Origin of the sequence: Ureibacillus suwonensis, from assembly GCF_042655065.1 — a bacterium.
Lineage (GTDB): Bacteria > Bacillota > Bacilli > Bacillales_A > Planococcaceae > Ureibacillus > Ureibacillus suwonensis.
The window spans coordinates 1-24,451 of the sequence record NZ_JBHSNQ010000068.1 but is presented as its reverse complement, the minus strand read 5'-3'; the positions used below and the strand labels follow the sequence as shown (position 1 = coordinate 24,451).

Sequence of the window (24,451 nt, the reverse complement as noted above, 5' to 3'; positions counted from 1 at the left end):
TGCGAATAAAACGCAAATAAACGAAATAAATAATTTATATATAATAGAAGGGAGTGTAACAAATGCCACAATCGTTTTGGAAAATACAAGAAATCCGCGATCAAGTTGCAGTCATCGAAGGAAAAAAATCGCCAGCAATCGTTTTGAAAAATGCACGATACATACATAGTGTGTTAAAACAATGGTTATATGGAAATATTTGGATATTAGGGAGCCGGATTATTTATGTGGGAAAAGAAATGCCGGAAAACGTATCTGAAGCCGAAGTGATCGATTTGGAAGGAAAGACGGTTGTACCAGGTTATATTGAACCGCATGTTCACCCATTCCAACTGTATAATCCGGTGTCGTTTGCAGATTATGCAGCCCAATTTGGGACAACGATGTTTATCAGCGACAACCAGCACTTTGCTTTACAACTCCCGACCAAGAAAACGTTTTCACTGTTGGATGAGCTGAGTAAATATCCATTTGCTTTTTACTGGTGGACCCGCTACGATTCGCAAACGGAAATGGAAAATGAAGATCAGATTTTTACAAATAAATCGATTTTTGAATGGATTGAAAGGGACGACGTATTGCTTGGCGGGGAATTGACAGGATGGCCCCGCCTGTTGCGCGGCGACGACCAGATGCTCTATTGGATCCAGTCATCGAAGAAAAAAGGGAAAAAAATTGAAGGGCATTTTCCGGGCGCTTCGGAAAAAACCCTTGTGAGAATGAAGCTTCTTGGAGCGGACGGCGATCATGAAGCAATGACGGCAGAGGATGTGGAAAAACGCATTTTACATGGCTATGGGGTCACTTTAAGATATTCCTCCATCCGTCCTGATCTTCCAAATCTATTAAAAGGGATCTTGGAGAAAAAGCTAAATATATTCGACCATCTCATGATGACAACAGATGGCTCAACCCCTGTTTTCCATCGTGATGGCGTGATGGACATGTGCATCCGGCAGGCGCTCGATACCGGAGTCGATCCGATTGATGCGTATAACATGGCGACCTACAATATTGCAAGATATTATAATTTATCCCACTTGCACGGCATGATTGCGACAGGCAGATTTGCCACGTTGAACATTTTGACGGATGAATTCCATCCAAATCCTGAATCGGTATTATCCAAAGGAGTTTGGTTGAAAAAAGAAGGACAAAAAGTGCAGTCTTTGCCGGAAATCGATTGGAATCAGTATTTTGAACCACTTGAAATCGGCTTCGATTTAACCGATGATGATTTCCAATTATCAACGCCAATTGGAATTGAATTAGTGAACGATGTGATTACAAAACCTTATTCCGTCAATTTCCCATTGCACAAAAATGAACTTTCTCCTGATTCCGATGAGAGTTTATTGATTTTAATAGATCGGAAGGGTAAATGGCGAATTAATACGATGCTGAAAGGCTTTGCAAAGAATGTAAGAGGGTTTGCTTCTTCACATCCCAATACCGGAGACATCGTTTTAATCGGAAAAAATAAGCAGGATATCATAAAAGCCTTTCACGAAATGAAAAAGATGAAGGGCGGTATTGTCCTCACAGAAAACAATGAAGTGATTGTGTCGCTCCCATTGGCCGGCGCCGGAAACTTCTATATCGGGAACATGGAAGAGTTGATCGAAAAAGAAGCCGCGCTGAAAGCTGCCTTAAGAGAAAGAGGATATAAGCATACCGATGCGATTTATACATTATTCTTTTTAGAATCAACCCATTTACCTTATATTCGCATCACACAAAAGGGAATTTTTGACGTCATGAAAAAAGAGGTTATGATTCCTTCTGTGATGCGCTAGCTGAAAGGATGAAAAGCATGATTTCAAAAAAAGCGTTGTTTTGTGTTTTCGCCAGCATTTCGCTGCTTGCGGCATGTGGAGATAAAGAAAAAAGCATAGAAGATTCAGAGGAACCGGTTGAACCAATTGAAGAAGAAACGGAAGAATTGTATCCGGCGCCATTCACGGGAGAAATGCTTTCAGAAGAGATCACAATGAGACCTGTTCTTGCGACAATCAATAATCACCCCGCTGCCCGTCCCCAATCCGGCATAGCAAGTGCGGATGTCGTTTATGAGATGCTTGCGGAAGGGGATGTAACAAGATTTTTGGCACTGTACCAATCGGAATTTCCTGAGAAAATCGGTCCAATCCGAAGTGCCCGCTCCTACTTCGTTGAACTGGCGGAAGGACTTGACGCCTTCTACATTGCCCATGGTTTCAGCCCTGAAGCAAAGCGGATGCTTGAGAGCGGCATGGTGGACAACATCAACGGAATGTATTACGATGGCTCATTCTTCAAGCGCTCCAAAGATCGGGTGGCACCGCATAACTCCTATTTTATTACCGACAATTTGGAAGCTGCGGCGGAAAAAGTGAACGCTTCACTTCTCTATCAGAAAAAAGTATCGTATACTTATTATGATAAAGAAGAAAGTCCTAAAACCGGTGTGCAAGCAGACAAAATACAAGTCCGTTACGGCAGGAATGAAAACTTTAACAGCAGCTATACCTATGATTCTGCCAGCAACACTTATACCCGTTCTTCCGGTGGGACAGTGACGACGGATTTATTGACTGGAGAACCGGTGAAGGTATCCAATGTATTAATATTTGAAATGGCGCATACGGTGATTGACGATAAAGGCCGCCGTGACATCGATATTTATTCGGGCGGAAGCGCATATCTCTTCCAACAGGGGATGATGCGGGTCGTTCGATGGGAAAACAAGGATGGCGTTTTAACGGCGGTGGAAAGCGACGGCAGTGAAGTGAAATTTGTACCAGGTCATACATGGATTCATTTTGTTCCAACAAATCCAGGAATCGATGCTTCTGTAACTTACACAGCTTCTGACCAGCAAAGTTGAAAGGGTGATGAAAATGCAGGTTGATAAAATTCGTGGTCCTCAGACAGATCAACTATTCAGAGCAATATTGGAACTACGGGACCTTGAAGAATGTTATAGATTTTTTGATGATTTATGCACAATCAGCGAAATCCAGTCGATGGCTCAACGATTTGAAGTGGCCCACCTGTTGAGATTGAAAAAAACGTATGAAACAATCAAAAAGGAAACAGGGGCTTCCACGGCAACCATTTCCCGGGTGCGCCGCTGTTTCGATTATGGCAACGACGCATATGAGGAAATGTTGAGCCGTTTATATCCCGATGAAAAACCATATGAACCAAAAAAATAAACCCTTAATCAGGTTGTCTTACGCTTCAAAAGCGAAGGCAACTTTTTTGTGCATCCACGCCGATGAAAAATCTGTCCGCTTTTGTGGATGATGAAGTTGTGAATTTCGGAAAGTACAACTTTGAGATATACTAATAAGCACAGAATATGATTAGGAATAGGTGAGACCTTTATGGATTTTAAACATTGGAGACATGCATTTAAAATTGATCCATCGAAAGAACTTTCGGATGAAGATTTGGAAAAGGTATGCGAATCCGGCACAGATGTCATCATCGTTGGCGGAACGGATGATGTGACGTTGGATAACGTGCTCGAACAGCTTGTCCGGATTAGAAGATATTCTGTACCGGTCGCATTGGAAATATCCACGATCGAATCCATCACGCCCGGATTTGACTATTATCTGATTCCAACCGTATTAAACAGCACGAATACAAAATGGGTAAAAGATTTGCATCATGCTGCCATCAAAGAATACGGAGACATCATGGTTTGGGACGAGCTGATCGCGGAAGGCTATGTTATATTGAACCCGGATTGCAAAGCGGCAGGGGCAACGGAAGCCGATGCCAATTTATCGAAAGAGGACGTCATTGCTTATGCAAGACTTGCGGAAAATTACTTTAAACTGCCCATCTTTTATTTGGAATACAGCGGTACATATGGGGATGTAGAAATCGTCAAAGCCGTCAAGGAAGTGCTGGAGGACGCGCGATTATTTTACGGCGGCGGCATCAAATCGGCGGCCCAGGCGGAAGAAATGGCCCAATTTGCTGACACGGTCGTTGTTGGAAATGTCATTTATGAAGATTTGAAAGAAGCCTTGAAAACAGTGGAGGCAGTGAAAAGCTTGTCAAAGTGACCGATGCGAAAATAATGGCATTGTAGTATAATAGAACAAACGTTTGGTATAGTGAGGTGCACCATGGAACAGTTGACAAAAAATTTATTGAACGGAATGAATCCACAACAACAGGAAGCGGTCAAAACGACAGAAGGCCCCCTTCTCATCATGGCTGGTGCAGGTTCGGGGAAAACAAGGGTATTGACCCACCGGATTGCATACTTGATTGTAGAAAAACAAGTGTATCCATCCAATATTTTGGCGATCACTTTTACGAATAAAGCAGCAAGGGAAATGCGGGAGCGGATTGATGCACTTCTTGGCAGCGGCATATCCGAAAACATGTGGGTTTCCACTTTCCACTCCATGTGCGTGCGCATTTTGAGAAGACATATTGATCGCATCGGCATTTCCAAAAACTTCTCCATTCTCGATGCTTCCGACCAGTTGACGGCCATTAAAAACGTCTTTAAACAACTCAATATTGATACGAAACAATATGATCCAAGATCCGTTTTATCTGCCATCAGTTCCGCCAAAAATGAATGTATCACAGCGGAACAATATAAAAAGAATGCGAATCCATTCAACCCATTCGAAAAAATGGCGGGGGAAGTGTATGAAGCGTATGAAAAAACCCTTCGGAAAAACCAGTCCCTCGATTTCGATGATTTAATTATCATGACGATTACACTGTTTGAGAGAGTGCCGGATGTTCTTGAATATTATCAAAATAAATTCCAGTATATTCATGTCGATGAGTATCAAGATACGAACCACTCCCAATACAAGCTGGTCAAAATGCTCGCATCGAAATTTAAAAACATCTGTGTTGTAGGGGATTCCGACCAGTCCATTTATCGTTGGCGCGGTGCGGACATTCGGAACATTTTATCCTTTGAAAAAGACTATCCGAATGCCAAAGTGATTTTGCTGGAACAAAACTACCGTTCCACCAAACGGATTTTGCAGGCGGCCAATGATGTCATTTCCAACAACGAAAGCCGCTATCCGAAAGTGCTGCGTACAGAAAATCCAACAGGAGAAAAAATCGTATTTTATACAGCCCGCGATGAACGGGATGAAGCGCAATTCGTCGTGAAAACAATCAAAGAATTGATGGAAACGGAAGGGCGCACGTTAAAGGATTTCGCCATCCTCTACCGCACAAATGCTCAATCCCGTGCAATGGAAGAAGTGTTAGTGAAATCGAATTTGCAATATATGATCGTCGGCGGCACGAAATTCTACGATCGGAAAGAAATCAAGGACCTGCTTGCCTATTTGCGTCTCATTGCGAACAATGACGATGATCTATCATTGGCCCGCATCATCAATGAACCGAAACGGAACATTGGAGCATCCACTTTTGAAAAGATTGCCACATATGCCATTGAAAATGATCTATCCATTTTTAAAGCGCTTTATGAGGTTTCTTCCATTGGTTTGACGCCGCGGGCAATGAACGCCCTTGAAAACTTCCGCAATTTGATTGAAGGATTTTCGAAAATGCAGGATTATTTATCCGTGACCGAATTGGTGGAAGAAGTTATTGAAAAGTCCGGATACCGGGCAATGCTCGAGAAGGAAAACACGATCGAATCCCAAAGCAGACTGGAAAACCTGGAAGAGTTTTTATCCGTGACAAAAGCCTTTGAAGAAAGAAGCGAAGATAAATCCCTTGTCACTTTTCTAACGGATCTTGCTTTGATCGCGGATATCGATTCACTGGATGAAGAAAACAATTCAAATGAAAGCATTGTCTTGATGACGATGCACTCGGCAAAGGGCTTGGAGTTTCCGGTCGTATTCATCATCGGAATGGAAGAAAATATCTTCCCGCATTCCCGTTCCATTGGTGTCAAAGAGGAGTTGGAAGAAGAACGGCGCTTGGCCTATGTGGGAATCACGCGGGCAGAAGAACGGCTATATTTGACTTGCGCCTCTTTCCGCACCCTTTTTGGACGTCCGAATTCCAACCCGCCTTCCCGTTTCATTGATGAAATTTCAGAGGACATCCTGGATGCCAAATCCTTCAGTTTTGAATACAGGGAAGACAGATTGCCATTTGGACAGAAGAAAACTTCCAATAATGCCCGAATGAACGTCCAACCGAAAGCGAAATTCGCCACACCTCAACGGACAGGCGGCGAGCAAATGCAATGGAAAGTGGGAGACAAAGCCATTCACGGGAAATGGGGTACAGGCGTTGTCGTCAGCGTAAAAGGGGAAGGCGATGATTTGGAATTGGATATCGCTTTTCCGGATAAAGGAATCAAGCGGCTTTTGGCCAAATTTGCCCCAATTACAAAAGCTTAGAGAACATTTCGCAAATTGTGGAGGATGACGATGAAAGATAAAGACCTTGAAAAACGCGTCGCTGAATTGAATAAATTGTTGCATGAATATGCCCATGCGTACTATGTGTTGGATAATCCATTGGTGCCGGACGCCGTCTATGACCAGCTGATGCAAGAATTGATGGCGATTGAAAAGGAGCACCCGGAACTCATTTATCCCGATTCCCCAACACAGCGAGTCGGGGGAAAACCGCTTGAAGGGTTCAATAAAGTGACCCACAGATACCCGATGTTGAGTTTATCCAACGCTTTTAACGAAGAAGATTTGCGGGATTTTGACCGGAAAATCCGCCAGGCCATTGGCGACAAATACAACTATGTGTGTGAGCTGAAAATCGACGGCCTCGCCATTTCATTAAGATATGAAAACGGCATTTTTGTACAAGGCGCTACCCGCGGCGATGGAACAGTGGGCGAAGACATCACGGTGAATTTAAAAACTATCAAAGATATCCCGTTGCGATTAAAAGAGCCTGTAACAATCGAAGTGCGCGGGGAAGCCTACATGCCGAAAAGGTCTTTTCTGGAATTGAATATGGAGCGGGAAGAAAATGGCGAAGACCTTTTTGCCAATCCCCGCAATGCCGCTGCCGGTTCCCTTCGCCAATTGGATTCAAAAATCACCGCTTCACGGAACTTGGCGACCTTTATTTACGGAATCGGCGGAGACGGGGAAGCATACGGAATTGACAGCCACGCGGAAATGCTCGATTACTTGGAATCCCTCGGTTTCCGCGTTAATAAAGAACGGACGCTTTGTGAAACAATTGATGATGTTTTGGCGTTTATTAAAAAGTGGACAACCGAACGTCCAAACTTGCCTTATGAAATCGATGGCATTGTCGTGAAAGTGAACCGATTTGCCCACCAGGAAGAACTGGGAACGACCGTAAAAAGTCCGCGCTGGGCGATCGCTTATAAATTCCCTGCGGAAGAAGCCATCACAAAAGTGCTTCATATTGACTGGACAGTTGGCCGTACGGGAGTTGTGACGCCAACAGCGATTTTGGAGCCGGTAAAACTGGCCGGTTCGACTGTCAGCCGGGCTTCCCTTCATAATGAAGATTTGATTCGCGAAAAAGACATCCGAATCGGGGATACCGTAATCGTTCATAAAGCGGGCGATATCATTCCGGAAGTGGTCCGTGTCATTTTGGAACAGCGCCCGGAAGGCACCGTTCCTTATGAAATGCCAAAAACTTGCCCTGCCTGTGGAAGCGGACTGATCCGCATTGATGATGAAGTGGCGATCCGCTGTGTGAACCCTGCATGCCCTGCGCAAATTGCGGAAGGCATTAAACATTTCGCTTCCAGAAATGCGATGAATATCGACGGCTTAGGGGATAAAATTACGGAATTGCTATTAAAAGAAAACTATATTCGGGATGTGGCGGATCTTTACTTTTTAAAAGTGGACGAGCTGACCAAATTGGATCGGATGGGACAGCTTTCCGCAACCAATCTGGTCAATGCCATTGAACGTTCAAAAGAAAATTCATTGGAGCGTTTATTATTCGGCCTCGGCATACGCCATGTCGGCGAAAAAGCGGCAAAACTCATTGCGGAGGAATTCGAAACAATGGACCGCATCATGGAGGCAACAGAAGAAGAATTGGTGGCCATCCATGAAATCGGCGAAAAAATAGCCCAATCGGTGGTTTCCTATTTCAAAAAAGAGGAAGCGAGACAATTGATTGCCCGGTTGAAAGAAGCCGGCGTCAACATGACATACAAAGGCAAAAAAGCCAGCACAGCAATAGCGGATAGCCCGTTTGCCGGAAAAACGGTCGTATTGACAGGAAAATTGGAACGATTGACACGCAACGAAGCAAAGGCGAAAATAGAAGAGTTAGGTGGTAAAGTGACAGGAAGCGTAAGCAAAAAGACGGATCTTGTCATTGCGGGAGCCGATGCAGGCTCAAAATTGACAAAAGCGCAGGAACTGGGAATAGAAGTTTGGGACGAAAATCGCTTTATTGAACAATTAGAAGAGTAAAGGGGATTCAGGCAATGAACCGATTTCGCTGGATACCGGCGATGGTCGTTGTTGCAATGCTTGCAGGTTGTGTACCTTCCGTTCGGGAAGATACGGAAGTGGTTGGACCAAATCAAAAATCTGAAGCAGAAGTTGAAACGACAATCATCCCAAAAATGCAGTTAGACGAAAGTTATTATAAAACGCTCATACCATATAAAGAGAGCGCAGCCCGTGGCCTTGTCGTGTCCAATATTTATACGAAATACGACATTAAAGAAGCGGAAGAAGGATTAATGCGCATTTCGCAAAACGAATACAGCACCGACAGCTACTATTTCCAAGAAGGCCAATATTTGGACAGTGAAACGGTAACCAATTGGCTGTCACGGAGCAATAAAAATGAAGAAGGATTGAATCCTCCGGCGGAAGACGGCATGGATCCTGAAAAACGGGCAAAAGAAGCGCCAATTTATTTAGCGCATATTATTGAACAAAACTACTTAAAGAAAACGAGCGACAATAAAGTGGCCCTTGGAGGGATCTCCATTGGCCTCGCGCTGAATTCCATATATTATTATCAAAAAGAACAATACGGCGAATGGTATGATGAACCAATTCCTCAAGCGGAGTTGGAGAAAAAAGGGAAAGAAATGGCGGAGGAAGTGGTCCGCCGCTTGCGTGCCCGTACAGAATTGCAGGATGTGCCAATCTTAGTCGCTTTATTTAAACAGGAAGCCCGCAATTCCATTGTTCCTGGAACTTATTTTGCCTACAGCGTGGCAAAGCCGGGAAAAAGTGATTTGGGAGATTGGGTTGGAATCAATGAAAAATACGTGACCTTCCCTATGTCAACGCCGGAAGACATCTACCGGGATACGAATACGAAATTCCTGAACTTTAAACAAGATATTCTAAAATATTTTTCCAACTATACAAATGTGATAGGCAAAGGGTTTTATCAAAATAATCAGCTGGTCAAATTGTCGGTTGAGGTGCCGATCCAATTTTATGGCACGACAGAGATTATCGGCTTTACTCAATATTTGACAGGCGTTATTATGAAAAGATTCCCGGATAGTGTTGATATTGAAGTAAGCGTTACATCCATCAACGGTCCGGAAGCGGTGATCATAAAAGATCGAAATGAAAAAGAGCCTTTTGTACACATTTATGATTACTGAAATTGGCGCCAAAAATGAATCAAATGTGATGGGAAACAGTGTTGCGGATGACGTAACACTGTTTCAAATTGTTTGAATTTATTTGAAGAAGTGTTTGAAAATATGCTTTTTTTGGAGATAATTGAAAAGTAATCGTATTATTATGGGATTTTCCAATAAACGTGTGATTTTTCAATCGAAAAATGGTATTATTATTGCCAGGTTTATGAAATGTGGAGGTGTAATCAATGGCAAAATTGACGAAGGAAGAAGTAAAGCACATTGCCCACTTGGCTCGTTTGGCAATCTCCGAGGAAGAAGCGGAAAAGTTCACTGAACAGCTCGGGAAAATTACGGAATATGTAGAAACATTAAATGAATTGGATACAACAGATGTGGAGCCAACTTCCCATGTGTTACCAATCGTGAACGTAATGCGTGAAGACGTGGCCAAAAAAGGATTGGAGCTTGAAAAAGTGCTGTTGAATGTAAAAGAACATGAAAATGGCTTAATCAAAGTTCCGCCAATTTTAGAAGAATAAATTCGATTGTTTAATGGCAGCGGCCATTATTTTTGTGTTTGTAAAAATAGATGCTTGTATTTTCCAATTTTATCGATACCCATATTAAAGGAGGGAACTTCATGACGTTGTTAGAACGTTCATCGAAAGAATTACAAGAAGGTTTACATAAAGGTGAATTTAAAATTGTCGATTTGATCAATGAAACCTATAAAAGAATCGAAGAAGTCGATGGAGATGTACAAGCGTTTCTTGCCCTAAACAAAGAAAAAGCACTTGAAGAAGCAAATGAAAAAGATCAAGTGCCGGTGAGTGAACGTGGACCATTGTTCGGACTCCCTATCGGCATTAAAGACAATATCGTGACGGAAGGCCTTGAAACGACTTGCGCTTCTAAAATTTTGGAAGGGTTCATCCCGATTTATGACGCGACAGTGGTGAAAAAGCTTCGCGAAGCAGGCATGATCACAATTGGTAAACTCAACATGGATGAATTCGCCATGGGTTCTTCAACAGAAACTTCTTATTATAAAAAGACAAAAAACCCTTGGGATCTTGAACGTGTGCCAGGCGGTTCTTCCGGCGGTTCTGCAGCGAGTGTCGCAGCGGGTGAAGTGCCATTCGCATTAGGTACAGATACAGGCGGTTCCATCCGTCAACCTGCCGCATTCTGTGGCGTTGTGGGAATGAAACCGACATATGGCCGTGTTTCCCGTTTCGGAGCCGTTGCCTTCGCATCTTCCCTTGACCAAATCGGGCCAATCACCCGCAATGTATATGACAATGCCTTATTGCTTGAAGTGATTGCCGGCGTGGACCCTAACGATTCCACAAGCGCAGATGTGCCAGTGCCTAACTATGCATCCAAATTGGATGGTGATATCAAAGGGTTGCGCATCGCCGTGCCAAAAGAATTCTTGGGAGAAGGTGTGGAAGAAGGCGTACGCAAATCCGTAATGGATGCCCTTGAAGTGTTCAAAGGTCTTGGCGCAACAGTGGAAGAAGTATCCCTTCCTCACTCCAAGTACGCATTGGCGACTTATTATATCCTGTCATCTTCAGAAGCTTCATCCAACCTTGCCCGTTTCGACGGTATCCGCTACGGTTTCCGTGCTGAAGGCGTGAAAAACTTGTTGGAATTATACAAACAAACACGCGCCCAAGGCTTTGGCGATGAAGTGAAACGCCGCATCATGCTTGGTACGTACTCTTTGTCTGCCGGCACATATGATGCTTACTATAAAAAAGCGCAACAAGTCCGTACATTAATCAAACAAGACTACGATAAAGTGTTTGAAGATTATGATGTGATCGTTGGTCCAACAACACCAACACCAGCATTCAAAATCGGCGAAAACATTGACGATCCATTAACAATGTACGCAAACGACATTTTAACAATTCCAATCAACTTGGCGGGGGTACCTGCAATTTCGATTCCATGCGGATTTGAAAACGGCTTGCCATTAGGCTTGCAAATCATCGGCAAACACTTCGATGAAGAAACGGTATACCGCGCTGCATACGCATTTGAACAAGCAACAGATTTCCATAAACAATCTCCTAGATTGGAGGGTAAATAATATGAACTTTGAAACAGTCATTGGTCTAGAAGTACACGTTGAATTAAAAACGGAATCCAAAATTTTCTCGACTGCACCAAACCAATTCGGTGCGGAGCCAAACACAAATACAACAGTTTACGACCTTGCATATCCGGGAGTGCTTCCTGTTTTAAATAAAAACGTTGTGGAATACGCAATGAAAGCGGCTTTGGCTTTAAACATGAAAATCAACCAACATACGAAATTTGACCGGAAAAACTATTTCTATCCGGACAATCCGAGCGGCTACCAAATTTCCCAATATGATAAACCAATCGGCTATGATGGATGGATTGAAATCGAAGTTCCGGAAAAAGACGGTCAACCAGGCTATACAAAACGGATCGGCATCACACGCCTTCATATGGAAGAAGACGCCGGTAAATTGTTGCATGGCGATGGCTACTCCCTTGTAGACTTCAACCGTAAAGGGACTCCGCTTTTGGAAATCGTTTCTGAGCCGGACATCCGCACACCTGAAGAAGCGTACTTATATTTGGAAAAATTAAAATCCATCATCCAATACACAGGCGTATCCGATGTGAAAATGGAAGAAGGTTCATTGCGCTGCGATGCGAACATTTCCCTTCGCCCATACGGACAAAAAGAATTCGGTACAAAAACGGAATTGAAAAACTTGAACTCTTTCAACTTTGTTCGTAAAGGACTTGAATACGAACAAAAACGCCAAGCGGAAATCTTAATGAGCGGTGGCGTAATCAGACAAGAAACACGCCGTTTTGATGAAAAAACAGGCAAAACGATCTTGATGCGCGTCAAAGAAACAGCGGAAGACTACCGCTACTTCCCAGAACCGGACTTAGTGCATCTTGTGATTGATGATGAATGGTTGGAACGCGTAAAAGCTTCCATTCCTGAGCTTCCAGATGCCCGCAAAAAACGCTACATCGAAGAACTTGGCTTAACTGAATACGATGCAAACGTATTGGTTGTGAACAAAACACTTTCAGATTTCTTCGATGAAATGGTGAAATTGGGCGCCGATGCAAAACTTTCCGCCAACTGGTTGATGGGCGACGTTTCCGGATACTTGAATGCAGAACAAGTGGAAATCACGGAAACAAAATTAACGCCTGAAAACTTGGCTGGATTAGTAAAATTGATTTCAGACGGCACAATTTCATCCAAAATTGCGAAGAAAGTGTTCAATGAATTAGTGAAAAACGGTGGAGACCCTGAAAAAATCGTCAAAGAAAAAGGCATGGTTCAAATTTCAGATCCAAACGTACTTCTTCCGATTATTACAGAAGTGCTTGACAACAACCCGCAATCCATCGAAGACTTCAAAAACGGTAAAGACCGCGCAATCGGCTTCTTAGTAGGTCAAATCATGAAAGCGACTAAAGGACAAGCCAACCCGCCAATGGTCAACAAATTATTGCTTGAAGAAATTAATAAACGATAAGTTAAGAGGTTTTTCTGCGCCGCATAAGCTGTTATGGCTTATGCGGCTTTTCATTATTTGAATTGAATGAGGGCTTTATCTGATAGTTGATAGGATTGTAGAATTGAAAATCGTGCGTAGACCACTTTATTTAGTGTGCTTACTTCCACATTTCGTGCGGATGAGGACCCATTTCGTGCATTTGCTACTTTAATTCGTGCGGATGCTGCTTTATTTAGTGCGTGTATCTTCCCATTTGGTGCGGATGAGAACCCATTTCGTGCATTTGCTACTTTAATTCGTGCGGATGCTGCTCTATTTAGTGCGTGTACCTTCTTATTTGGTGCAGATACTGCTTCGTTTCGTGCGTTTGTTCCTATATTTTGTGCGTATGCAACTTCAATTCGTGCGTTTACTTCCTCAATTAGTGCATATACAACAGCAATTAGTTCGGATGGAACCACATTTGGTGCGGATACTATCCTCACTCTTATATATATCTACTCAACTCCTGCAAAATCAAAAACATTGCCAATCCCTCCCTTTCCATGCAGAATAGAACAAAAGGGGGTTATCACGTGAAAACAGAACAACAATATTTCGAACAAGGGATTTCCATGGCGGAATACATGGACAGAATGAAAACGAATTTAAAAGAAGGAAGCTTTGAAATCTACAACAATTTTCCGATTGATGAAAATGACGAACTCATCGCCCTACTGAAAGAAAAAAAGCCGCACATTTTAGCCATTACAGAAGATTGGTGCGGGGATGCCATGCTCAATAACCCGATCATCCGCAAAATTGCCGAAGCTGCCCAACTAGACATTCGCTGCGTTTACCGGGATGAAGACACAGACTTGATCGACCGTTACTTGACAAACGGAGGAAGGGCCATTCCAATCTATTTATTTCTCGATCAAAACGGACAAGTAATTGGAAAATGGGGGCCAAGAGCACCTGAACTGCAGCAAATGGTGGTGGAAGCTAGAGCAAAATTGCCGGAAAAAGATGATCCAACATTTGAAGAAAAGCAAAAAGAATTGTATACTACATTGCAGGAGAAATTTGTCAAAGACCCGCAATGCGCGAAATGGGTTTATGAAGATATGAAAAAAGTTATAATAGAGATGTTGTCTTAAATAAACATCGATAGAAAGAAAAAGTTCCCTTCCACTGGACGGGGAATTTTCTATTGTTCAATCTCTTTTTGATCCTGGAACTTTCCTGATTACATAAGCGTTGATAAATTAAATGATAATAAAATAGGATGGCGAAAATATGAAAAGAGCGAGAATTATTTATAATCCAACATCAGGCAGAGAACTTTTCAAAAAGCATTTACCAGAAGTGCTGGAGAAGCTGGAAATGGCCGGCTATGAAACTTCCTGCCATGCAACGACGGGAGCAGGGGATGCAAAGGAGGCAGCCGCAAAAGCGGTGGAACGGGGATTTGATATTGTTGTTGCAGCAGGCGGGGATGGCACATTAAACGAAGTCGTATCCGGAATCAGTCCATTTGAAAATCGTCCGAAACTCGGTGTCATTCCAATGGGGACAACGAACGATTTCGCCCGTGCCCTCCATATCCCGAGAAAAATTGAGGATGCCGTTGATGTCATTGTAAAAGGTGACACAATCCCGGTTGACGTTGGATTATTAAATGAGGAGCGCTATTTCATCAACATCGCAGCCGGTGGACGCATCACGGAATTGACCTATGAAGTGCCAAGCAAAATGAAAACGGTTTTGGGTCAGTTGGCATACTATTTGAAAGGGCTCGAAATGCTTCCTTCCATCAAAGCGACCAACATGCGCTTTGAAATTGATGATGAAATATTCGAAGGGGAAGTGATGGCCTTCTTATGCGCCCTTACGAATTCCGTCGGCGGTTTTGAAAAAATCGCTCCCGATTCCAGCATCAATGACGGCAAATTCACGATGATGATTTTGAAAAAATGCAGTTTGGCCGATTTCATCAAAGTGCTGACATCGGCTCTCCGCGGCGAACATTTAAGCGACCCGAATGTCATTTATCGCAAAGCCAGCATCGTGAAAGTGACGTCCGATGAAGAAGTGCTGATCAATTTGGATGGTGAATTGGGAGGAAAAGCGCCGGCCACTTTCCAAAACTTGAAACGGCATATTGAAGTGTTTGTGCCGATTGATAATATCCGTGAACTCGACCGTGTGTAATTCCCGATGGAAGAACCTATACAAATGCTATGAAGCGTTTGTATAGGTTTTTTTTATTGACGCAAAATAACTGGGGATGAAAGGGGTTCATAGAAAATGTATAAAAAGCAGGAAAAATGGTTGATTTATTTATCCTTTGGCGTTGCCATCATTATGCTTCTTTCCATCATCGGGAGAATCTTCGGCAGTTAGGAGGTGCCACGAATGAACGAGTCCGCCGTGTTTTGGAGCCGGTTGTTGACAGAGCTGACGTTAACCTTTCATATTATTTACGCAACGATTGGCGTTGGAGTGCCTTTAATGATTATGATTGCCCAGTGGGTTGGGATGAAGAAGAACGATGAACATTATATTCTCCTGGCCAGAAGGATTACGAGGGGATTTGTCATCACGGTGGCCGTCGGGGTGGTGACCGGAACGGCGATCGGTTTGCAGCTTTCCCTGTTGTGGCCCAATTTTATGCAGCTGGCAGGACAAGTCATTGCACTGCCGCTGTTCATGGAAACATTCGCTTTCTTCTTTGAGGCGATCTTTTTGGGGATCTACTTATATACGTGGGACCGGTTTGATAATCAAAAAAAGCATATGCTTCTTCTCGTTCCGGTTGCCATTGGCGCATCCATTTCCGCCGTTTTCATCACCATCGTGAATTCGTTTATGAATACGCCGCAAGGATTTGAAGTGGTGAGCGGCCAACTTGTGAACATCCAGCCGCTTGTTGCCATGTTCAACCCATCCATGCCGACGAAAGTGGCCCATGTTTTAGCTTCCGCCTACATGACCTCCGCCTTTTTATTGGCATCCATTGCAGCCTATCGGTTGTTGAGGGGATCAAATCATCCCTATTATAAAAAATCGCTGTTTCTCATGATGAAGATGGGCTTGATTTTCTCCATCGCCACAGCGGTCATCGGCGACTTTTCAGGAAAGTTTTTGGCGGAATATCAACCGGAAAAATTGGCCGCAGCCGAATGGCATTTTGAAACGGAAGAAGCGGCTCCTCTCATTTTAATGGGATTCATGGATGAGGAGCAAAATATTAAATTTGCCATTGAAATCCCTTATCTGTTGAGCATTTTGGCTTACGGAAATCCAATGGCGGAAGTGACCGGGCTGAACGACTTTCCGGAAGATGAAATTCCGCCGCTTTATATCCATTATTTATTTAACCTCATGGTGTTGATTGGAACGGCAATGATACTTGTGTCTGTTCTGTATGTGGCAGGAGTATGGAGGGGATGGGGGTTTATTCACCGTCCTTGGTTCCGATGGGTTACCGTTCTGGGCGGGCCATTAACCATCATCGCCATTGAAGCGGGTTGGTGGCTCGCGGAAGTGGGGAGACAGCCGTGGATTTTACGGGGATATATGCGGACAGCGGAAGGCGCGACGACAAGCGATCAGGTGGATCTGATGTTTATTTTATTCTGCATTTTATATCTTGTTTTGGGGATTGGAAGTGTCGTTGTATTAAGAAGAATGTACCGTTTAAACCCGATTGAGCGGGAAATCGAAGACCGGATGGCTGAAATGAAAGGGGTCGGACGATGAGTCTTGAAGTGTTGGGAATAATCGTGTTATGGATTTTTCTTTTCGGATATGTCATTGTGGCTTCCATTGATTTTGGCGCCGGTTTTTTCAATGCGTACAGCTTATTGACGGGAAGATCCCATATTTTATCGAACATCATTCAGCGGTATTTATCGCCGGTATGGGAAGTGACCAACGTTTTTTTGGTGTTTTTCTTTGTCGGCATCGTCGGGTTCTTTCCCAAAACCGCCTTTTATTACGGCACGGTTTTGTTGGTGCCCGTAAGCATTGCGATCATTTTATTGGCGATCAGGGGTTCATATTACGCCTTTGAATCATACGGGTCGAGGGGGCATAAAGGATATGCCTTCGCGTATGGGGTATCCGGCTTATTGATTCCATCCTCCCTTTCCGTCGTGCTGACGATTTCGGAAGGGGGATTTGTGGAGATCGTTGACGGCTCCCCTGTCCTTGATTATTGGGCGCTTTTCACAAGCCCTTTGACGTGGAGCATCGTTCTCTTAAGCATTGCCAGCGTACTGTATATTTCCGCCGTGTTTTTAACATGGTATGCATGGAAGGCGCAAGATCTGAATGCTTCTGAACTGATGAGAAAATACGCACTCACATGGTCGGGTCCCTTAATGTTAATGGCGGCGGCGATCATTATTCAAATGCAGGAGCATAACCCGGACCGGTTCCAAAATATGATTTCCATTTGGCCGATGTTTGGCGTTTCCGCAATTTTATTTTTGTTGACGGTCTGGCTGTTGTGGAAGAAACGGGGTCTCGGGCTTTCGGTCGGATTGTTGATTCTTCAGTTTCTATTCGCCTTTTTTGCATACGGCATTTCCCATTATCCGTATTTGTTGTATCCATATTTGACCATTTACGAAGGATTCACGAATCAGGAAATGGCCATCGCGTTGGTCATTGCCTTTATTGCAGGGCTCTGCCTGCTCATTCCATCCCTCTATTTAATATTCCGGTTGTTTGTGTTTAACAAGGAGTACGTGACGGGGAACCAAAAAGATTTTCATGCGTAGGAGGGTTTGCGATGAATGAATTTATGATGTTTGTGGCCCCTTTTTTGATGGTCCTGCTTTCGTTGGTGGTCGCTTTTTTTACGGCCCCTTTGGATCAAGGGGTAAGGGAAGAAGAAAAATAAACTCTCGCGAAAGCTGCGAGAGTTTTTTATTTGGGTTCACGGGAAAAAGCCATTTTTCCGCCCGCTTTAAATAATAACGGAATCAAGGTGAGTAGAAGGCTTCCAACCGCAATGGTCGATATGATAAGCTCTTTCCAAGTAATATAATGGTTTTGGAACATTCGAACGATGATGAATGTATTGATGGGAAGGTTCAGGAACAATCCTGTGAGAAGCCCGGGGGCATACTGTTTCATCAAAATCGTTGCAATCAGGTGCGGAAAAATCGCATTCACGATCATGGAACCCAAAAATCCGATGAAAACCCATTTGGCCAATTCTGATTCAGGCTTATAGAAAAAATAAAATGCGGATAAATAAGCCAGGATAGTAATGACAGTCACGGCAAAACGAAATTCACCCGGGGTAACGGGTTTATGAAACATCGAAGCTTGTTGTGACCATTCCGGCAACCAAATGGCTTCCTCGATATTATGAAGGGTAATGGCAATGCAAAACAATGCGACAAGATAAAAGTCCATCTTCATCCACCCAATACATAGTGATACTTCAATTTTACAAGCGGTTCGGAAAAAATGAAATTTCAATATATCCTTATTCTATTTTGAGGTAGAATAATATTTGTTTGATTTCGATTAAAGATCCGTGCGACAATGAAAAACGGAATGGAGGACGGAACTCAATGACAGCACCCGTAAAGAAAAATGATCGAGTAACGGTTTATATAGAAGATTTGACCCATGATGGCTTAGGCGTGGGGAAAGTGGATGGGTATCCATTATTTATCCATGGAGCGTTGCCTCAAGAAACCGCGGAAGTGCATGTATTAAAAACGTTAAAAAGCTACGGCTTTGCGAAAATTGTTGAATTGAAAGAGCCTTCACCGGACCGGGTGGAAGCGCCTTGCATGTACTTTGGAAAATGCGGCGGTTGCCAATTGCAGCATTTATCTTATGAAGGACAATTGCATTGGAAAGAAAACATGGTCCGCAATGTGATGAAACGCATCGGGAAAATCGATGCGCCGGTGCGTCCGATTAAAGGAATGGAACATCCATGGAATTACCGCAACAAATCGCAAATTCCGTTTGCGATGGGTGAGTCCGGTCCGATTGCGGGATTCTACAAATCAAGAACCCATGACATTGTGGATATGGAGCGCTGCCTCATCCAAATGAGTGAAGCGGATATCATCATGGCCAATTTGAAAAAAGAGTTGGAAAAAATCGGGATCGAGCCTTACAACGAAACGACCCACCAGGGAATGTTGCGCCATGTGGTAGTGCGGATAGGACGAGCTACTGGCGAAGTGATGGTGGTGCTGGTTACAAAAAGACGCAAATTTCCTCAGAAGGATGCGGCGGTGGAAACGATCCGGAAGCTCATTCCTCATGTCACATCCATCGTACAAAACGTGAACAGCGAAAAAACGAATGTGATTTTAGGGAAAGAAACGATTGTGCTGTGGGGTCAGGAAACGATTGAAGATACCATCGACGACATCAGGTTTGAAATCTCTGCCCGCTCCTTTTACCAAGTAAACCCGATTCAAACGGAAGTATTATACAACCAAGCTTTGAAATATGCAGGGTTAACGGGAGAAGAAACAGTGATTGACGCCTATTGCGGCATCGGAACAATATCCTTGTTTTTAGCAAAAAAAGCAAAACAAGTGATGGGGGTTGAAATTGTAGAGGAAGCTATTGAGGACGCAAAACGCAATGCAGAGCTGAACGGTTTTACAAACACTTACTTTGAATCTGGACCTGCGGAAGAAGTAATTCCTCGTTGGTATCAGGAAGGAAAACGCGCGGATGTGCTTGTTGTCGACCCGCCGCGCAAAGGCTGCGACCAGGCATTGCTGAACACCATCATCGAATACAAACCAAATCGGGTGGTGTATGTATCCTGCAACCCTTCCACTTTAGCGCGGGACTTGCGCATTTTGGAAGACGGGGGATACAGAACGGTGGAGATTACACCGGTGGACATGTTCCCGCAGACGACACACGTGGAGACGGTAGTATTGATGTCAAAGGTAGGAGTGGAATAAGCTCAAAAGTCCCTTGATTTCAGGCACTTTTAGACTTTAGGTGGTTTCGAACAGGTGGAGACGGCAATCGCTCTGTGGTAACTTATCTATGGCAGCTTGGCTCAAAAAAGTGTGAGAGTTGAGTTGCCGGATTAGATGTCACATAGTTGAAGCTGTAGCTTAGATGTCAGGGGTGTTGAGTGTTCGAGATAGATGTTGGAGGAGTTGTTATATGGCATCGAGCAAAGAATACTTGGATTTCATATTAGAGCAGCTGTCAGATTTGAACGAGGTGTCCTATCGTGCGATGATGGGAGAATACATCATCTATTATCGCGGCAAGGTGGTCGGCGGCATTTACGATGACCGCTTTCTTGTGAAGCCTACGAAGTCAGCCGTGGCTATGATGCCGGACACAAATAGAGAACTGCCGTATGACGGAGCAAAGGAAATGCTGCTCGTTGATGACGTTGAGAATAAGGAATTCCTGAGAGAACTTCTGGACAAAATGTACGAGGAGCTTCCTGCGCCGAAGAAAAAGAAGTAAGAACACACCAAGGCTCCCACACTGCCATCAAAGGCGGCGGGGAGCGGAAAAAAGGAGGAAACAGATCATGCAAGAATTAATAGAAAAATATTTACAGGCCGCAAAGGAAAAGAATATTCAGGCACTTGATGACATTTTTACAGAGCATGCTGTCTATATCGAAAGCACCGGTGCCATCTATAATGGCCTTGCTCAGATCAAGATGTGGTTTGAGCAGGTGACGGCAGGCGGAGATGTTACAGCGTGGGATGTGAAGAGAATCTTTGATATGGGAGATACCGGAGTCGTAGAGTGGTATTTCGAATATCAAATCGCAGGAGCAGACGTATTTTCCTTTGACGGTGTTTCAATTGTAGAGACAGAAAACGGCAAGATCAAGAAGTGGAGCGAGTTTGCCCAGACAAAGGATAAGACATATCCGTTTGAGGGTTAATTCTTTCTGAGTCTCATGCATCACGACACCCACACTGCCATCACAGGCGGCGGGGATAATACCAAAATAAACTCACAAAGGGTATTGACGGCGAATAGTATACAGTATATAATATAAACAGTAGTTAAGGAAAGGAGAAAAATCGTGAAATTTCCATTAGATGAATCCCTTCCCGGATATGTGAATGATTCCATAGCTATTCTGGAAAAAATACTGACAAGCGATAATTTCAGCGTCTTTGAAAGGATCACCCGGGTATCCAGAGGTGAGATTTTTGTACTAAAGATTCTATTGTTTAACAATGGTACATCAACGCCTACTGAGATCAGCGAGGCGATGAAGAGTACAAAGGGACGCATATCAGCCATATTGAATTCGCTGGAGAAAAAGGGCTTCATTAGCCGGGAAATTGATAAAGACAATCGCAGAAACATTATCGTGACGCTTGCAGATTCCGGCAGGGATTATGTGATGAAGGAACTCCTTGAATGCTACCGCATCGTGGCACATGCTTTTGAGGAGCTGGGAGAAAAGGATTCTAAAAAGTTTGTTGAACTGACGGAGCGGGTGTTTCATCTGATGAACGAATAAAAAACCCATTGCAGGCCGAAAAAGACCTGCAAAAAATAGAACCCATTGTTAATAGGGTAAATAATAAACAGCAAAAACAAAGGAGAAAGCTAATATGAGCAATTTTTCAAAGGACAACAGACCGGGCGGAACCTACGTGATGGGCGGTAAAGAAGTATCCCGTGTAGGATACGGCACCATGCAGCTGCCGAAACTGAAGGATGAATCGAAGGCAAGGGCGGTGATCCGCAGGGCCTACGAGCTTGGCGTTAATCATTTTGACACGGCTGATTTTTATGGGGACGGGTTCACAAACAGATGCCTGGCGGATGAAATCGGCAAGGAGCCGGATGCGGTAATCGTAACCAAGATCGGCGCAAAGCCCGGTAATGGCATTATGCCGATGATACCCGCACAGAGGCCGGAGGAACTCAGACAGCAGATAGAGGATAATCTCAGGAGCCTTAAGACGGATCATCTGGGAATCGTCAATTTCCGCAGAATCGCACCGGGAACGTTTCCCTTAAAACCGAGCCAGAAGGTGAATTTTGACGACCAGATGGCGGAGCTTATTAAAATGCGTGACGAAGGGAAGATAGAGGCGATCGGGCTTTCTACGGTCAGCCTGAAAGAACTTGAGAGTGCATTGCCTGCCGGTATCGTCTGTGTCCAGAATCAGTACAATATTACGTCGCGCAGCCAGGAAAGCATACTTGATCTGTGCAGAAAAGAAGGAATCGCATGGGTGCCATATTTTCCTCTTGGCGGTGGTCTGCCCGGTTCTGCGAAGGTGACAGAAGACAAAACAGTACAGGCTGTCGCAAAAGAGATGGGGCTGTCACCGGCCCAAGTGGGGCTGGCATGGATTCTGCAGCACGCTGAAAATGCGCTCATCATTCCGGGAACTACATCGATCGGTCACCTGGAGCAGAATGTTGCGGTAGGCGATATCCGATTTGATGAAGACACGATGCGACGCCTCGACAGTGTTCCTCCGGCAAAAGGGATAGGGGCTATTATCAATCGCTTTATGACAAGAAAGTGAGGGACAGATATGACACTGCAAGAGGCAATGAAAGCACGCCATATGGTGCGGAAATATACCGATAAAGCGATCCCGGCAGATATTGCGGCAAAGCTGAATGAGCGGGTAACGCAGAACAATGAGCAGTATGGTCTTTCCATTAAGCTGATGATCAATGACGGCAGCGCTGTACCGGGTGTGATCAAGCTGATCCTTGCCAAAGGCGTGAATAATTTCTTCATCATGGCGGGCCCCAAAGGAGCGGATGAGCGCCTTGGATACTGCGGTGCAGATCTGATGCTCTACGCTCAGACACTGGGGCTGAACACATGGTGGGTCGGCGGCACCTATAACCGAAAGGGAGCGGCCGAAAAATCAGGAGGAGCAACTCCGGTTGGTATTATAGCTGTGGGTTACGGACAGACGCAGGGTGTACCGCATAAAACGAAAACGGCAGATGCGGTCAGTTCCTATGCTGGTGATGTCCCTGACTGGTTCAAAGAAGGCGTGGATGCCGCACTTCTTGCCCCGACGGCACTGGCAAAGCAGGCATTCATCATGAAAGGTGAAGGCAGTACCGTGCATATTGACTGTGATAACGGAATCTTCAGCGGTGTGGATACCGGCCTTGTGAAATATCATTTTGAACTGGGTGCAGGAAAAGAAAACTTTGAGTGGGTGTGATTTATGGATGAACAGATCAGACAATTACAGCAAATGATCGATGAGAGCCGTTTCACATTGGTCATTACCGGAGCGGGTATTTCCGTTGCATCCGGTATTCCAAGCATGCACGGTTTGAATCTGGCGGAGACGCTGCAGTTTGCCTCCACAACCGTGCTGAAGATGGCGCCGGAGCACTACTACAGGGTTGCCAGACATTCCTTTCTGGATGCCATATTCGGCAATGGTCCCAGCCTGTCGCATAAGAAGCTGGCGGAGCTGGAGGAAAAAGGTAAGGTACAGGGAATCATCACGACAAATCTGGATAACCTGCACAGTCTCGCCGGTTCAAAAAACGTGGCGGAGATACAGGGAAGCTTTGCCGTGAATACCTGTCTTAAATGTGGAAAGCGAAACTATGATGTGAATATCTGGAATAAAGGGAAAGCGCCAAGATGTGAGTGCGGAGGATTATATTCCTGCTGGCCTGTTTATGCGCATGTTGGGCTCTATAATGAGGATGTGCTAAAAGCTCAGGAATGGGCGCGAAAGGCAAAGCTCGTCATTATTGTAGGCGCAATCGGGAACTATGGAAGCGTATATTGGAATCACATAAAACCGTCTGCCAAGATCGTACAGATCAATCCGAAACAGACAGGGTTTGATTCTTCGGCCTTTCTGAATATCCACAGTACCTGCGATGAGGTTTTTGCCGGGTTGTCATAGGAGGATGTATTGATGATACGATGTATTAAGGGTGATATAACAAAAGTTCATGGTGTGGATGCCATTGTCAATGCCGCGAATCGCACCCTGCTCGGAGGAGGCGGAGTGGATGGCGCGATCCACAGGGCTGCGGGACCGGGACTTCGGGCTGAATGCTTTAAATTGCATGGCTGTAAAACGGGAGAGGCAAAGATCACAAAGGCATATAATCTCCCGTGCAGGTATGTGATTCACACAGTCGGTCCGGTATGGCATGGCGGAAAAAAGAATGAGGATAAGCTGTTGGAATTGTGTTATAGAAACTCGCTGCAGGTTGCCAAAGAACAGGGGATACGCAGCATAGCATTCCCCTCCATTTCTACAGGCGTATTGTCAAAAATTACTTAATAAAACTTACGTTTTTGTTGATATAACTAGTTTTATATAAAAAAAACTTGCCACCCCCTTAAAATTAGGGTATTTATGAGGTAACCACACACTCAAAAATCCCT

The 24,451-nt window shown here is 44.3% G+C and carries 24 protein-coding genes and 1 pseudogene; 23 read left to right on the top strand and 2 right to left on the bottom strand.

Features of this window, described 5'->3' with window-relative positions:
- Positions 1–62: 62 nt before the first annotated feature.
- From ACFPOH_RS07930 to gatB, 10 genes are all read left to right on the top strand, one after another.
- The gene (locus tag ACFPOH_RS07930; RefSeq protein WP_390309350.1) at positions 63–1,796 is read left to right on the top strand and encodes an adenine deaminase C-terminal domain-containing protein; all 1,734 of its coding nucleotides are present in this window, start codon (positions 63–65) and stop codon (positions 1,794–1,796) included.
- A 17-nt stretch (positions 1,797–1,813) separates the two neighbouring features.
- Complete coding sequence (locus tag ACFPOH_RS07925) at positions 1,814–2,866, top strand: DUF3048 domain-containing protein (protein ID WP_342471127.1); 1,053 nt, start codon at positions 1,814–1,816, stop codon at positions 2,864–2,866.
- Positions 2,867–2,879: 13 nt separating this feature from the next.
- Positions 2,880–3,197, top strand: a complete 318-nt coding sequence (locus ACFPOH_RS07920; RefSeq protein ID WP_141603113.1) for a YerC/YecD family TrpR-related protein — start codon at positions 2,880–2,882, stop codon at positions 3,195–3,197.
- 171 nt (positions 3,198–3,368) lie between these two features.
- Positions 3,369–4,061 (top strand): heptaprenylglyceryl phosphate synthase, encoded by a 693-nt coding sequence (pcrB, locus tag ACFPOH_RS07915; RefSeq protein ID WP_342471128.1) that lies wholly within the window; start codon positions 3,369–3,371, stop codon positions 4,059–4,061.
- Positions 4,062–4,124: 63 nt separating this feature from the next.
- A complete protein-coding gene (gene pcrA, locus ACFPOH_RS07910) occupies positions 4,125–6,362 on the top strand; it encodes a DNA helicase PcrA (protein ID WP_390309347.1) in 2,238 nt (745 codons plus the stop codon).
- Positions 6,363–6,392: 30 nt separating this feature from the next.
- Complete coding sequence (ligA, locus tag ACFPOH_RS07905; RefSeq protein ID WP_390309346.1) at positions 6,393–8,399, top strand: NAD-dependent DNA ligase LigA; 2,007 nt, start codon at positions 6,393–6,395, stop codon at positions 8,397–8,399.
- 14 nt (positions 8,400–8,413) lie between these two features.
- On the top strand, positions 8,414–9,562 hold the full coding sequence (locus ACFPOH_RS07900; RefSeq protein WP_342471131.1) for a CamS family sex pheromone protein: 1,149 nt from the start codon (positions 8,414–8,416) through the stop codon (positions 9,560–9,562).
- 227 nt (positions 9,563–9,789) lie between these two features.
- Positions 9,790–10,083 carry an Asp-tRNA(Asn)/Glu-tRNA(Gln) amidotransferase subunit GatC gene (gene gatC, locus ACFPOH_RS07895; protein ID WP_342471132.1) on the top strand — a complete coding sequence of 98 codons (294 nt, stop codon included), beginning with the start codon at positions 9,790–9,792 and terminating at the stop codon, positions 10,081–10,083.
- Positions 10,084–10,184: 101 nt separating this feature from the next.
- Positions 10,185–11,645 (top strand): Asp-tRNA(Asn)/Glu-tRNA(Gln) amidotransferase subunit GatA, encoded by a 1,461-nt coding sequence (gene gatA, locus ACFPOH_RS07890; protein WP_390309345.1) that lies wholly within the window; start codon positions 10,185–10,187, stop codon positions 11,643–11,645.
- Between the two features lies 1 nt (position 11,646).
- Complete coding sequence (gene gatB, locus ACFPOH_RS07885; protein ID WP_342471135.1) at positions 11,647–13,092, top strand: Asp-tRNA(Asn)/Glu-tRNA(Gln) amidotransferase subunit GatB; 1,446 nt, start codon at positions 11,647–11,649, stop codon at positions 13,090–13,092.
- Between the two features lie 53 nt (positions 13,093–13,145).
- Here gatB and ACFPOH_RS07880 read toward each other — a convergent pair whose 3' ends face one another.
- Positions 13,146–13,559, bottom strand: coding sequence for a hypothetical protein (locus tag ACFPOH_RS07880; protein ID WP_390309344.1), 414 nt, complete (start codon positions 13,557–13,559; stop codon positions 13,146–13,148).
- A gap of 90 nt (positions 13,560–13,649) precedes the next feature.
- On the opposite strand from ACFPOH_RS07880, the gene ACFPOH_RS07875 reads away from it, so the two are divergent.
- The 5 genes from ACFPOH_RS07875 (at position 13,650) to cydS (ending at position 17,965) form a co-directional block, all read left to right on the top strand.
- Positions 13,650–14,213: a thioredoxin family protein gene (locus ACFPOH_RS07875; protein WP_328216002.1), complete on the top strand. Its 564-nt coding sequence runs from the start codon at positions 13,650–13,652 to the stop codon at positions 14,211–14,213.
- 139 nt (positions 14,214–14,352) lie between these two features.
- Positions 14,353–15,267 carry a diacylglycerol kinase gene (locus tag ACFPOH_RS07870; protein ID WP_328216001.1) on the top strand — a complete coding sequence of 305 codons (915 nt, stop codon included), beginning with the start codon at positions 14,353–14,355 and terminating at the stop codon, positions 15,265–15,267.
- A 204-nt stretch (positions 15,268–15,471) separates the two neighbouring features.
- The gene (locus tag ACFPOH_RS07865) at positions 15,472–16,818 is read left to right on the top strand and encodes a cytochrome ubiquinol oxidase subunit I (RefSeq protein ID WP_328220076.1); all 1,347 of its coding nucleotides are present in this window, start codon (positions 15,472–15,474) and stop codon (positions 16,816–16,818) included.
- Positions 16,815–17,843 (top strand): cytochrome d ubiquinol oxidase subunit II, encoded by a 1,029-nt coding sequence (locus tag ACFPOH_RS07860; RefSeq protein WP_342471139.1) that lies wholly within the window; start codon positions 16,815–16,817, stop codon positions 17,841–17,843. The genes ACFPOH_RS07865 and ACFPOH_RS07860 overlap by 4 nt, the downstream gene beginning before the upstream one ends.
- An 11-nt stretch (positions 17,844–17,854) precedes the next feature.
- Positions 17,855–17,965, top strand: coding sequence for a cytochrome bd oxidase small subunit CydS family protein (gene cydS, locus ACFPOH_RS07855; protein ID WP_390309343.1), 111 nt, complete (start codon positions 17,855–17,857; stop codon positions 17,963–17,965).
- A 26-nt stretch (positions 17,966–17,991) separates the two neighbouring features.
- On the opposite strand, the gene ACFPOH_RS07850 is transcribed toward cydS, so the two are convergent.
- Positions 17,992–18,486 carry an HXXEE domain-containing protein gene (locus ACFPOH_RS07850; protein WP_328215999.1) on the bottom strand — a complete coding sequence of 165 codons (495 nt, stop codon included), beginning with the start codon at positions 18,484–18,486 and terminating at the stop codon, positions 17,992–17,994.
- A gap of 161 nt (positions 18,487–18,647) precedes the next feature.
- Here ACFPOH_RS07850 and rlmD point away from each other — a divergent pair, with 161 nt between their 5' ends.
- From rlmD to ACFPOH_RS07810, 8 genes and pseudogenes are all read left to right on the top strand, one after another.
- A complete protein-coding gene (rlmD, locus tag ACFPOH_RS07845) occupies positions 18,648–20,018 on the top strand; it encodes a 23S rRNA (uracil(1939)-C(5))-methyltransferase RlmD (RefSeq protein ID WP_390309342.1) in 1,371 nt (456 codons plus the stop codon).
- 211 nt (positions 20,019–20,229) lie between these two features.
- Positions 20,230–20,544, top strand: coding sequence for a TfoX/Sxy family protein (locus tag ACFPOH_RS07840; RefSeq protein ID WP_161273706.1), 315 nt, complete (start codon positions 20,230–20,232; stop codon positions 20,542–20,544).
- 67 nt (positions 20,545–20,611) lie between these two features.
- The gene (locus ACFPOH_RS07835) at positions 20,612–20,977 is read left to right on the top strand and encodes a nuclear transport factor 2 family protein (RefSeq protein WP_390309341.1); all 366 of its coding nucleotides are present in this window, start codon (positions 20,612–20,614) and stop codon (positions 20,975–20,977) included.
- A gap of 144 nt (positions 20,978–21,121) precedes the next feature.
- Positions 21,122–21,568, top strand: coding sequence for a MarR family winged helix-turn-helix transcriptional regulator (locus ACFPOH_RS07830; protein WP_161273707.1), 447 nt, complete (start codon positions 21,122–21,124; stop codon positions 21,566–21,568).
- A gap of 94 nt (positions 21,569–21,662) precedes the next feature.
- Complete coding sequence (locus tag ACFPOH_RS07825; RefSeq protein WP_390309340.1) at positions 21,663–22,592, top strand: aldo/keto reductase; 930 nt, start codon at positions 21,663–21,665, stop codon at positions 22,590–22,592.
- A gap of 9 nt (positions 22,593–22,601) precedes the next feature.
- Complete coding sequence (locus ACFPOH_RS07820; RefSeq protein ID WP_390309339.1) at positions 22,602–23,255, top strand: nitroreductase family protein; 654 nt, start codon at positions 22,602–22,604, stop codon at positions 23,253–23,255.
- A gap of 3 nt (positions 23,256–23,258) precedes the next feature.
- Positions 23,259–23,960 carry a Sir2 family NAD-dependent protein deacetylase gene (locus tag ACFPOH_RS07815; protein ID WP_390309338.1) on the top strand — a complete coding sequence of 234 codons (702 nt, stop codon included), beginning with the start codon at positions 23,259–23,261 and terminating at the stop codon, positions 23,958–23,960.
- A 12-nt stretch (positions 23,961–23,972) separates the two neighbouring features.
- A pseudogene (locus ACFPOH_RS07810) lies at positions 23,973–24,329 on the top strand (macro domain-containing protein); the annotation flags it as partial.
- Between the last annotated feature and the right edge of the window lie 122 nt (positions 24,330–24,451).